Consider the following 11,841-nt stretch of genomic DNA (forward strand, 5'->3'; position numbering starts at 1 on the left):
TCTTTTTTATTTATGTAATTACAGAAGATGGAGGAAGAACATGATGTCATCAAAGAATTGGTTGAAAAAAATAGTGATAATTATAGTAGGTTCTGTTATTGCAGCTTATGGAATCACACTTGCCTTGTATGCGGGATTTGGAGGCGCAACACTTGCAGTTTTGTGGCAGGGTATTTCAGAAACATTTCATATAAGTATCGGAATGGCTTCGTTTGTTGTAGCTGTTGTGATGATCTTATTTGCGGCTATTTATGACAGGTCGCAGATTCATATAGGAACATTTTTGTATCAGGTTGTGTACAGTGGGTGTGTGGATGTATTTGCAAAATGCCATATATACAGCAAATACATGTGGATAAATTTCTTCATTATGCTGGCAGGTGTGGTCTTATTTGCAGTTGGAACAGGTCTGTATGCATCTGCATCTCTTGGCAGAGGTTCTTATGAAGCAGTAACCTTTGCATTGGCAGAGAAAAATAACTGGCAGGTTAAGATCGTTCGTATGATATTAGATATTTTAATGGTCGTGACAGGCGTGCTTTTGGGAGGAAAGTTTGGAGCATGTACGATCATCACAGTTATAATTTCAGGACCGGTTATACAATTTACAAATGGCAAGGCAAAGCAGATTTTTAAGATGTAGGATGAAAATATTCAAAAATATATCCTTAAAAAATCCTCATGATACTGTATGAATATGCCTATAGAAAAATAAAATATGCTGTGGTAAACTGAGAGAAGAATTATCCGTTATGGAGGGAGACAAATGGCATATAATCTTCCGGATAGAGTTATAAAGGAAATTACAGTGTTTGCAAAAGAAAATTCAATTATAAAAATAGTTTTGTTTGGATCTCGGGCAAGAGGAGATCATACAGAGAGAAGTGATGTGGATTTAGCTGTGTACGGTGGGGATTTTGATTCTTTTTATTGGAATATAAAAGAAAACATCCATTCGCTCCTTTCTTTTGATGTGGTTGATATGAATTCAAGGGTTACGGAAGAATTAAAAAAAGAAATTGAAAGGGATGGGGTTGTTATATATGAAAAAACTAGATAATTTTGCAAATTGCCTTGATATATTAAAGCAAGCAGATTTTGAACTTGCAGACAGCAATGATATATATCGAATGGGTGTTGTTGGGCAGTTTAATCTGACTTTTGAACTTGCCTGGAAAGCATTGCAGGAAGTGCTGAGAATGCATGGAGTAGAAGGAGCGGAAACAGGTTCGCCAAGAGAAATATTACAGGTCGGGTATAAAGTCGGATTTGTGAACGACTCATCTGTTTGGCTGCTGATGTTGAAAAAAAGAAATACATCAATTCATATATATAACGAGGAAGAAATTGATGAATTGATCGTGTTTATACGAGATAGTTTTATTCCAGCTTTTACAGATCTTGAGGAGACATTGCAGGAAAAACTTATAGAAGTAGATGAGTGGTAATCGTCTTTAATAAACTCCGGTTTGCAATAGTGAGATGAATAAGTCCTTGCACAAATACCCTGCATAAGGTAAAATAATTTCATATGAATATTTGTGAACTGGGGGCACCACTTTTCACAAGGAAGATAACAGGCGCCGGATCATACCGTTATGGTTATATGATCCGGTGCCTTTTTGTGTTACAGGGCATATGTCCTGTAGTGCAAAAAATGTGTAATTATGAAAGATAGGAGAACATACATGGTAAAAATCAATGGTGAAGAAAAAGAGATTGCCGGTAAGAATCTTCTGGAATATTTGAAGGAAGCCGGATTTGAGCCGGAACGTGTCGTTGTAGAACGGAATCTCGACATTATTCCAAAAGATGGACTTGGCAATACGATCATTCAGGATGAAGATGTGATCGAAGTATTACGATTTGTTGGTGGAGGTTGAGACATGACAGAGATGCAGAAGAAAATGCAGGAGCTGATCTCACAGGAAGAACTGGATCGTGCATTTGATGCAAGATTTCTGAAAGAGATGCAGGTAAAGTTACGTGCGGCGAAGGTGGCTGTTGCAGGTATCGGTGGACTGGGGTCAAATATTGCAGTCATGCTTGCAAGAAGCGGCGTCGGACATTTGCTTCTGGTGGATTTCGATGTGGTGGATGTGACGAATCTCAATCGTCAGATGTACTTTATATCCCAGCTCGGGAAGCCGAAGACGGAAGCCCTGCTCGAAACCCTGTATCAGATCAATCCATATCTGACGTATGAGACCGTGCAGACGAAAGTAACACCGGACAATGTAAAGGAGTTATTCGGTGAATATCCTATCGTGTGTGAAGCATTTGACAAACCGGATCAGAAGGCAATGCTGGTGCGTGAACTACTGATGCAGTGTCCGGATGCAACTGTTGTATCAGGAAATGGCATGGCAGGGTATGCAGATACGAATGCGATACAAACCCGCCAGATGATGCGCCGCCTGTATGTGTGCGGAGATCAGAGCACCGATGTCGGCGACGGTATAGGACTCATCGCCCCACGGGTAGCTGCCTGCGCAGCTCATGAAGCAAACAAAGTATTACAATTGATAATGGAGAAATAAATGTTAGAGAAAATTGGAGATTACATGATACTCGGATGCCTTGATATACCAAAACAAGGGCATTTGAGTCCGCCGGTACTTGATGGCGCATAAGCGGCATCTTAGTACCGCTGCAGGACTCAACGAGCGGAAGCGTCCCTTGGTTGGTAATGTCAAGGTATACGAGTATTATAATATATATAACTCTAACATTTATTTCTCTGCAGAGAAAAGGAGACAACATGGAAGATAAATTCATCTTAGGCGGCAAGGAATTCAAGAGCCGTTTCATTTTAGGATCAGGCAAATACAACCTGAATCTGATCAAGGCAGCAGTCGAACAGGGAGGGGCAGAGATTATCACCCTTGCATTACGACGTGCAAATACACAGGAAAGTGAGAATATTCTGGACTATATTCCGGAAGGAGTTACCCTGCTTCCGAATACCTCCGGTGCAAGAAATGCCGAAGAGGCTGTCCGCATCGCAAGACTTAGCCGGGCAATGGGCTGCGGCAATTTTGTAAAGGTAGAGATCATGCGTGATGCAAAATACCTTTTTCCGGATAATTATGAGACTGTGAAAGCAACCGAGATCCTTGCAAAGGAAGGCTTCGTGGTACTGCCATATATGAATCCGGATTTAAATGTAGCAAGGGATCTTCAGAATGCAGGTGCGGCTGCTGTTATGCCGCTTGCAGCTCCGATTGGAAGTAATAAGGGGCTTGCGACAAAGGCTATGATCCAGGTATTGATCGATGAGATCGACCTGCCGATCATCGTGGATGCCGGCATCGGAAAACCATCTCAGGCATGTGAAGCGATGGAAATGGGTGCAGCTGCGATCATGGCAAATACAGCCATTGCAACAGCAGGTGATGTACCGGAGATGGCGGCAGCATTTAAGCTTGCAATCGAAGCCGGAAGAAAAGCATACCTGACCGGAATGGGACGTGTACTTGCAAGAGGCGGAAGTGCATCGGATCCTTTGACAGGTTTCTTGCGTTAGGGGGCAGTCGGAAATGAATGAAGAAAATCAGGTATATTTTGTTGACAGTGACAAGCTTCCACAGGAAGCGCTAGCGCGCAAGCATCGTCTGGAACAGGATGCATCGTTCCGGACAAATCATATGGAATATATGGAAGGCATGCAGGTGATCGATTCGGATATCAAGGACAAAGTACTTGCGGCTATGGATGCATATGACTATGATTCCTATACTGCGGCAGATGTAGAACGTGCGCTGTCACATGAGAGCTGTACGATCGAGGACTTTAAGGCATTGCTGTCACCGGCAGCAGCACCGTATCTGGAACAGATGGCAAGGAAAGCAGAGGAGATCACGAAGAATCATTTTGGAAATACGGTCTATATCTTCACACCGCTTTATATTGCAAACTATTGCCAGAACTACTGCATTTACTGTGGTTTCAACTGTTATAACAACATTCGCCGGAAGAAGCTGACGATGGAGGAGATCGAGCATGAGATGCAGGTTATTGCGCATACCGGCATGGAAGAAATTCTGATCCTGACAGGCGAGAGCCGGGCATATTCGGATGTTACATATATCGGGGAAGCGGTGAAGATCGCAAGAAAATATTTTAAGAATATCGGAATCGAGATCTACCCGGTAAATGTGGATGAATACAAATATCTGCATGAATGTGGTGTTGATTATGTGACTGTTTTTCAGGAGACATACAACACAGATAAATACGAGACCTTGCATCTGATGGGACATAAGCGTGTCTGGCCGTATCGTTTTGATGCGCAGGAGCGTGCGCTGATGGGCGGCATGCGTGGAGCCGGATTCTCAGCACTTCTGGGACTGGATGATTTCAGAAAGGATGCACTGGCGACAGCACTTCATGTCTACTATATCAACCGCAAATATCCTCATGCAGAATTATCATTGAGCTGTCCGCGTCTGCGTCCGATCGTGAATAATGAGAAGATCAATCCAAGGGATGTAGGTGAGAAGGAGCTCTGTCAGGTGCTCTGTGCATATCGGATGTTCCTGCCATTTGCCGGAATCACGGTATCGAGCCGTGAGAGCGCAACATTCCGAAACGGAATCGCAAAGATCTGTGCAACGAAGGTTTCTGCCGGAGTATCGACCGGTATCGGTGATCATGAAGAAAAATACGAGGGCAAAGAGGATGAGGATGTAGGAGATGAGCAGTTCGAGATCAACGATGATCGTTCCTTTGCATCCATGTATCAGGATATGGAGAAGGGCGGCTTACAGCCGGTCTTAAACGATTATATCTATGTGTAAATGTTATGAGCATGCGATCGTGATCACCAATCGCGCGCTGGTAAACGGAGACTTTCTGGAACAGCTTCAAAAGGTCGCTCAGGTGCATCCACATGCATTGATCCTGCGGGAAAAAGATCTGCCGGATGCAGAATATGAGAAGCTTGCAGCGAAGGTTTTAGAAATATACAAAACGGCAGGCATACCTGTCTTTCTACATTCCAGAATGGAGATTGCAGAACGGCTTGGCTGTGAGAATATTCATTTGTCGATTCCTGTGTTGCAGGATTTGTCAGATGTCTGGCGTGATGCACTGACAACGAATTTTAAAGAGATCAGTGTGTCCTGTCACAGCATGGAGGATGTCGAGCTTGCAGTTAAGAGCGGAGCGACACAGATCGTGCTTGGAACGATATTTGAGACAGAATGTAAGAAAGGGCTGAAGGGCAGAGGGCTGGAATTTGTTCGTGAGATCTGTGCGAATTGTCCGGTTCCGGTATATGCGATCGGTGGTATCAATGAAGAACGCCTGCTACAGGTGATGGAAGCCGGTGCGGCAGGCGGTTGTATGATGTCCGGATTTATGCGGATGTAGGGAGATATGCCATGGTATACAGCGTGATATCATGTGCCATCTTCTTCTCGGCAGTTTTCGTCATGCCGCAATGTTCGTATTTGACAACCTTTTGGATGTTGTCGGTGTCAAGAATGCAGGGGCAGCCACGTTTGGCGGCTTCTGCAAATGGCAGCTCCAGAACCTTCTTCATGAAGCCCTGTCCCTGGTAAGCCTGTAAGACGACTACCATCGAGATGGCGATATAATCTTTTTCTTTGCGGTATAATTTCTTATATTGCTCGTTTGATCCGGTTGCGATATTTAATAATGATTTAAATGGAATCTCGCACAGCATTCTCCAGATCATATGTAGGGCAGGCCCGAGTGGCTGTCTGGTATTCTTATCCCAGTATGCAAGGAAGCCTTCATATTTTTCGGAGGTTGCATATAATGTACCCATCCGGTAGTAGAATTCAGTAATGATCTCGAAAGATTTGACGAGGTCATCATGTGGTATCGTCTCGGCAATTCCGGGAGATGCGGCAAATGCTTCCCCGATCAGTCTGCCGTATTTTGCTATATCTTCTGGTGACCAGTTTTCGATCTTTATCATGTTTTACCTCCTAAATTTCCTTTCAATATGTTTGAAAAGCCAGTATGGTTTCCATAATCTGAAAGTTTGCTGTTTATGAGTTTCACATATCGTTCGATCAATGTATTCAAAAAAATGATATCTCTGCAACGTAGAATATACCATTTTTTGAAATGTGAGTTATAACTCATATTATGTATGGCTGTAGAATATCACGCCGGGATTTTGCTGTCAATAGAAATGTGAGTATATACTCATGTTTTATTGACTTTATTTTATTATATGCTTATACTGGAAACAGTAAAACTATATGAACGGAATTGTTTTTTACATAAAGGAGTAACACATGCCGGAAGAAATTCGTATCCCAAAACAGAAAAGAAGTATTGAGAAAAAAGAAGCACTGAAGAAAGCGGCGGTCGAGCTGTTCTCGACAAAAGGGTTTCATAATACCAGCAGTAATGAGATTGCAAAGAAAGCAAATGTGTCGATCGGCACATTTTACAGCTATTTTGTTGATAAGAAGTCGTTATATGAGGAATTGATCACGGATCTTTATAATGAGTCTTTGCAGGAGATCACGATTATGGATGTATCTGAAATCACATCTCCACGGGAATTTGTCAGAAGATACGTTGCTCTGATCCTGCATAATCATGAACATATGACGGCATTCCAGAAGGAGATATCCGCCTTATCCCTGCAGTATGATGATTTGCACGAACTGGAAGCGAAGGCGCGTGCAGGTGCATTTCAGACATTTTTCTCGCTGCTTGAGACAAATAAAAAAATGCTCAGAATCTCTGATCTTAAGACCACATCCCTGATCCTTCAATGTGCATTGGAGTCCGTTGTGCATGAGGTGACTTTCTATGAAAATGACTATGATAAAGAAAAAGTCATCGATGCGCTTACGGATCTGATCTGCCGATATTGTATTGCAGATGAATATGATAAGAAAATGTAAGAAAGTGTGGAATCTGGCAGTCATTTAGAGTATACTGTCCATGGATGTTAGAATATACTAACTTGTGTTAGGGACAGGAGAACAACATGAAAAAACAATTTTTTGAAAACGAAAAAGATGGATTTTATGGAACGTATTACGAAAATCCCAAAGGGGCAGATTGTGCCGTGATCGGATTATTTGGGGATGATCCGAATGATTATATGGCGAAATGTGGAGCAAAATGGCTTCACAGACAGGGCGTAAATGCTATGTGTGTATCTCCGGGCAGAAAAAATTACAGTCATGTCAACAACCCTCTGGAAAGGATTCAGACCGCGATAAAGTGGTTACAGGCTCATGGAAACCGGAAGATCGGTATCATGGGAATGAGCACGGCTGGAATGGATGCGATCGTTGCAGCATCTTATTTCCCGGATATTACGATGACGATCGGACTTACTGCCAGTGATTTTGTATGGCAGGGATTTGAACAGGGAGAAAAGGATGGATGTAAGGAATGGCCGATACCGAATGCATCCACACTTTCATGGCAGGGAAAGCCGCTGCCTTATATGCCATTTGTCTATGAACATCCGGTGTATTGGCAGAAGATTGAGGAGGAAACAAAAGGCTCCGGTGATATCACACGGTCGACCCGGTTGTTTATAGATTCGGAAAAGGCAAGACCGCATACAGAGGAAGAAATGGTAAAGGTCGAGAATATAAAAGGCCGCTTATTCCTGATCGGTGCGGATGATGACAGCTTCTGGGAGGCCGGCAAATATGTCCGCCGTATGGATCAGCGTTTAAAGGAACGTCCACATACATGTGAATACGATGCTCTTGTTTATGAACATGGTACTCACTTTGTATTGCCGGAAACTTTGCTTCGGATCGCACTTCCGGTTGGACTCAAATTTGTATTGAAATTTGTCTTTAAGGCTGCAAAAGATTATCCAAAGGAATGTGAGGCAACCAGAAAAGATATTGACCGCAGATTGTCCGCAGCGTTAAAGGAGTGGACAGCGGATTAATATCCGTATTTGCTCTTATTTTTCATCAGGAGGGTCACAGTGATAATAAGGGTTATTAGCTCAGCAGCACTGATGGCACACCAGATTCCGTTGATCCCAAGTTATAAATGGAAAGAGATCATTGAGTATTCCGCTCTTATTGATCTACGGATTTATCATTGCTGTATATTCGTATGGGTTTGTTCGATTTCGGAAAACGAAGAAACGAAGAAATCCTGCAGGCAGTAAAACACATTGGACAAATAGACATATTATGATATAATTTGCATATAATATAAACGGAGGTGGTTTTTATGTTAACATTAAAGGAATCAATCAGACCATCGGCTGATTTAAGAAACCATTATAATGATATTTCAAAACAATGTAAGGAAAATAAAGAAGCGGTAATTATTACAGTAAATGGCAGAGGTGATACGGTAGCCCTCTCATATGAAGAATATAAAAATATGAAAGCTCGTATAGAGTTACTTGAAATATTAGCTGAGGCAGAGGATGATATAAAAAATAATCGTGTTGCACCGATAACTGAAACATTTGATGATTTGCGTAGAATGCTTCAGGAGGGCTAAGTATGGAATATGAGGTAATACGAACTGATACTGCGGATGCAGGAATTAGAAAAATAATTTTATATATAGCTCAGAATTTTGGCAATGAAGTAGCTTTGGAACAACTTGATTATATAGAGAAAAAAATTCTTGAACTTGGAAATGATCCATATATTGGAACAGATCCAAGATACCTTGTTCTTAAACGACAAGGATATAAAGTCCTTATACTAAAAAAGGATCTGGTTTTTTATAAAATTAATGAAGAGAATAAAACGGTTATTGTATATGCGGTAGTGGATGGCAGACAAGACTATTTGAATATAATACGTGGATTATAGAAAGTGCGCAAATTTTCTGGACAGAAATTAAGAATGAATTTGAAGGTTCCCTCATACAATTACTTATCGGGATTTCCGATTCATACAAAGTATGAAGACAATTCAAGGAGGGGATTTTTTGTCTGAGAAAATGAGTGAAGTCTACGAAGCATATGACATGGAAATACTGGGTGCCGTCAGAGGCCGGGGATCTATGATCCTGAAAACGGATCAGGGAATCAGGCAGATATCTCCATTTGACGGCAGCGAGGAACGGCTGGAGCAGGAGCGGGAATTTAAGGAAAATCTGTATGAGACAGGATTTCACCATATTGACCGCTGCGTGCCGAACCGGGAAGGAGAGCTGATCACCTGCGACCGCTACGGGAATCCATATGTGATGCGGGAATATTTTGAGGGACGGGAATGTAATCCCGGAAGTATCTGCGATCTGAATCAGGCGGCTGCAAATCTTGCGATATTTCATATCCGGGGGCGTGAGCTGTATGCAAAAGAGGGGAGAACGTATGCGTACCGTGAGCCGGGCAACTTCAGACGAAAAACGCAGGAAATGAAAAAAATCCGGAGCTTTATCTCAAAGCGTCCGACGAAGAATGATTTTGAGCTCTTATATATAGAAGCGTATGACGCATTTTACAGACAGGCAATCGACTGCCAGGCGATGATGGATGCCTGCGACCGGACAAATATTGCCGGGCATATCGGATATTGCCATGGAGCATATAATTACCATAGTGTGTTATTTTGCGGGGGGTATCTGGCGACTGTGAATTTCGACCGGTTTCATGTCGGATATCAGTTGATCGACTTATATCAGTTCATCCGGAAGGTCATGGAAAAGAATAATTATAACTTCAATATGGCGGTGAAGATCATAGAAGAATACGATCGTATTCTGCCGCTTACCGGAGAAGATTATCGATATATCTACATATTATATAGTTATCCGGAGAAGTTCTGGAAGGTCAGCAATCGTTATATGAACTCCAGAAAATGCTGGATTTCCCCTGCAAATCTTGAAAAACTCAGTAAACTTATAACAGATGAACAAGAAAAGCAGAAATTTTTAAGTGATTTTTGCAATCATTATGGGTTCACAAGTTAGGAATTTGAATGTATAATGTCATGTGTGAGAAAATCTAACTTTGGGATTTAGGAAATATATTAAGTGTAATGTTTTAAAGGAACGCACAGGAGGAAATATTAAAATGAGCGAACGCAATTATATGGAAGTATATGAGCAGTGGGTCAACAATCCATTATTTGGTCAGGAGACCAAGGATGAACTTCTTTCAATCAAGGATGATCCAAAAGAGATAGAAGAAAGATTCTACTGTGATCTGGTATTTGGTACTGCAGGACTTCGTGGTATCATCGGTGCCGGAACAAACAGAATGAACAAGTACGTTGTCCGTAAAGCAACACAGGGTCTTGCAAATTATATCATCAAGCAGGGCAAACAGGATAAGGGTGTTGCTATTGCATATGATTCCAGAAGAATGTCACCGGAGTTTTCCATGGAAGCAGCATTATGTCTTGCAGCAAATGGAATCAAGGCATACAGATTCGAGTCTTTACGTCCGACACCGGAGCTGTCATTTGCAGTTCGCTATCTGGATTGTGTAGCAGGTATTAATGTAACAGCCAGTCATAACCCACCGGAGTACAATGGTTATAAAGTATACTGGGAAGACGGTGCGCAGATCACACCTCCACATGATACAGGAATCATGGCAGAGGTTAAGGCCATTACAGATTTTGCGGATACTAAGACAATGGAAATGATCGATGCGATCAAAGCAGGACTTCTGGTAACGATCGGTGCAGAAGTTGATGATGCATATATGGGCGAACTGAAGAAGCTGGTTCTTCATCAGGATGCTATTGATAAATATGGTAAGGATCTGAAGATCGTATATACACCACTTCATGGTACCGGAAATATTCCTGCAAGAAGAATTCTTTCTGATCTTGGATTTGAAAATGTATATGTTGTTCCGGAACAGGAACTTCCGGATGGTAACTTCCCAACAGTTGATTACCCAAATCCGGAAGCAAAGGAAGCATTTACCCTTGCTCTTGATCTTGCAAAGAAAGTAGATGCAGACCTCGTTCTTGCAACTGATCCGGATGCAGACAGACTGGGTGTATATGCAAAGGATTCCAAGACAGGTGAATATAAGGTATTTACCGGTAACATGTCAGGAAGTCTTCTGTGTGAATATGAAGTAAGTCAGATGAAAGCACGCGATGGCAAGCTGCCGGAGGATGGTGCGATCATTAAGACGATCGTTACAACAAACATGGTTGATGCGATCGCAAAATATTACAATACAGACCTGATCGAGTGCTTCACAGGTTTCAAGAACATCGGACGTGAGATCTTACGTTTCGAGCAGGAAGGAAAGGGAACTTACCTCTTTGGTTTCGAAGAGAGCTACGGCTGTCTGATCGGAACACATGCAAGAGATAAGGATGCCATCGTAGCAACAATGGCACTTTGCGAAGCTGCTGCATTCTATAAAGGACAGGGTAAGACTTTATGGGATGTTATGATGGATATGTATGAGAAATACGGCTACTATGTAGATGATATCAAGACAGTAACTTTGAAGGGTGTAGAAGGTTCAAAGAAGATCGGACATATCATGAATGTGCTTCGTGACAATACACCGGCAGAGATCGCCGGATATAAGACAAAGGTTGTTCGTGACTACCGTCTGGAGACGATCAAGAACCTTGAGACCGGTGAAACTGTTAAGACCGGTATGCCGAACTCAAATGTTCTCTACTATGAATTAGAGAATGATGCATGGCTTGCAGTAAGACCATCCGGTACAGAGCCAAAGATCAAGTTCTACTATGGAATCAAGGGCAGCTCGTATGATGAGGCTCAGAAGATGTCCGCAGAAGCAGGCGACAAGATCATGGATCTGATCTATGATATTTTAGAGAAATAATAAAAGTTTAATTTAAATATAAAACACAGGGATTGCCCCTGTACAGACCATAAGCCCCATTATAATATGACATCAGCGAA

16 protein-coding genes are annotated in these 11,841 nt (G+C 42.1%); 15 read left to right on the plus strand and 1 reads right to left on the minus strand.

Features of this window, described 5'->3' with window-relative positions; all coding sequences use genetic code 11:
* The first annotated feature begins 40 nt into the window (after positions 1-40).
* From CLOL250_RS00140 to CLOL250_RS00175, 8 genes are all read left to right on the plus strand, one after another.
* Positions 41-643, plus strand: a complete 603-nt coding sequence (locus CLOL250_RS00140; RefSeq protein ID WP_342413201.1) for a YczE/YyaS/YitT family protein — start codon at positions 41-43, stop codon at positions 641-643.
* A gap of 123 nt (positions 644-766) precedes the next feature.
* A complete protein-coding gene (locus tag CLOL250_RS00145; RefSeq protein WP_008399773.1) occupies positions 767-1,060 on the plus strand; it encodes a nucleotidyltransferase domain-containing protein in 294 nt (97 codons plus the stop codon).
* A complete protein-coding gene (locus CLOL250_RS00150; RefSeq protein WP_008399774.1) occupies positions 1,044-1,448 on the plus strand; it encodes an HI0074 family nucleotidyltransferase substrate-binding subunit in 405 nt (134 codons plus the stop codon). The genes CLOL250_RS00145 and CLOL250_RS00150 overlap by 17 nt, the downstream gene beginning before the upstream one ends.
* Positions 1,449-1,688: 240 nt before the next feature.
* On the plus strand, positions 1,689-1,883 hold the full coding sequence (gene thiS / locus CLOL250_RS00155) for a sulfur carrier protein ThiS (RefSeq protein WP_044944484.1): 195 nt from the start codon (positions 1,689-1,691) through the stop codon (positions 1,881-1,883).
* A gap of 3 nt (positions 1,884-1,886) precedes the next feature.
* Entirely contained in the window at positions 1,887-2,540 is a 654-nt protein-coding gene (gene thiF, locus CLOL250_RS00160) for a sulfur carrier protein ThiS adenylyltransferase ThiF (protein ID WP_008399777.1), read from the plus strand.
* Positions 2,541-2,761: 221 nt separating this feature from the next.
* A complete protein-coding gene (locus CLOL250_RS00165; protein ID WP_021944230.1) occupies positions 2,762-3,526 on the plus strand; it encodes a thiazole synthase in 765 nt (254 codons plus the stop codon).
* Between the two features lie 13 nt (positions 3,527-3,539).
* Complete coding sequence (gene thiH, locus CLOL250_RS00170; RefSeq protein WP_008399779.1) at positions 3,540-4,799, plus strand: 2-iminoacetate synthase ThiH; 1,260 nt, start codon at positions 3,540-3,542, stop codon at positions 4,797-4,799.
* Positions 4,792-5,373 carry a thiamine phosphate synthase gene (locus CLOL250_RS00175; RefSeq protein WP_008399781.1) on the plus strand — a complete coding sequence of 194 codons (582 nt, stop codon included), beginning with the start codon at positions 4,792-4,794 and terminating at the stop codon, positions 5,371-5,373. The genes thiH and CLOL250_RS00175 overlap by 8 nt, the downstream gene beginning before the upstream one ends.
* On the opposite strand, the gene CLOL250_RS00180 is transcribed toward CLOL250_RS00175, so the two are convergent.
* The gene (locus CLOL250_RS00180; RefSeq protein ID WP_008399783.1) at positions 5,360-5,947 is read right to left on the minus strand and encodes a GNAT family N-acetyltransferase; all 588 of its coding nucleotides are present in this window, start codon (positions 5,945-5,947) and stop codon (positions 5,360-5,362) included. The genes CLOL250_RS00175 and CLOL250_RS00180 overlap by 14 nt on opposite strands.
* A 325-nt stretch (positions 5,948-6,272) precedes the next feature.
* Between CLOL250_RS00180 and CLOL250_RS00185 the strand changes: the two genes are divergently transcribed.
* From CLOL250_RS00185 to CLOL250_RS00210, 7 genes are all read left to right on the plus strand, one after another.
* On the plus strand, positions 6,273-6,893 hold the full coding sequence (locus CLOL250_RS00185) for a TetR/AcrR family transcriptional regulator (RefSeq protein WP_008399785.1): 621 nt from the start codon (positions 6,273-6,275) through the stop codon (positions 6,891-6,893).
* Positions 6,894-6,979: 86 nt separating this feature from the next.
* Positions 6,980-7,909: an acyl-CoA thioester hydrolase/BAAT C-terminal domain-containing protein gene (locus tag CLOL250_RS00190; protein WP_008399786.1), complete on the plus strand. Its 930-nt coding sequence runs from the start codon at positions 6,980-6,982 to the stop codon at positions 7,907-7,909.
* A gap of 39 nt (positions 7,910-7,948) precedes the next feature.
* On the plus strand, positions 7,949-8,137 hold the full coding sequence (locus tag CLOL250_RS13850) for a hypothetical protein (RefSeq protein ID WP_008399787.1): 189 nt from the start codon (positions 7,949-7,951) through the stop codon (positions 8,135-8,137).
* A gap of 65 nt (positions 8,138-8,202) precedes the next feature.
* Positions 8,203-8,481, plus strand: coding sequence for a type II toxin-antitoxin system Phd/YefM family antitoxin (locus CLOL250_RS00195; protein ID WP_008399788.1), 279 nt, complete (start codon positions 8,203-8,205; stop codon positions 8,479-8,481).
* A gap of 2 nt (positions 8,482-8,483) precedes the next feature.
* Positions 8,484-8,801 carry a type II toxin-antitoxin system RelE/ParE family toxin gene (locus CLOL250_RS00200; protein ID WP_008399789.1) on the plus strand — a complete coding sequence of 106 codons (318 nt, stop codon included), beginning with the start codon at positions 8,484-8,486 and terminating at the stop codon, positions 8,799-8,801.
* A gap of 118 nt (positions 8,802-8,919) precedes the next feature.
* On the plus strand, positions 8,920-9,906 hold the full coding sequence (locus tag CLOL250_RS00205) for a hypothetical protein (protein ID WP_242997308.1): 987 nt from the start codon (positions 8,920-8,922) through the stop codon (positions 9,904-9,906).
* Between the two features lie 103 nt (positions 9,907-10,009).
* Positions 10,010-11,761, plus strand: a complete 1,752-nt coding sequence (locus CLOL250_RS00210) for a phospho-sugar mutase (RefSeq protein WP_044944489.1) — start codon at positions 10,010-10,012, stop codon at positions 11,759-11,761.
* The last annotated feature ends 80 nt before the right edge of the window (positions 11,762-11,841 follow it).

The organism is Clostridium sp. L2-50 (assembly GCF_000154245.1).
GTDB lineage: Bacteria > Bacillota > Clostridia > Lachnospirales > Lachnospiraceae > Coprococcus.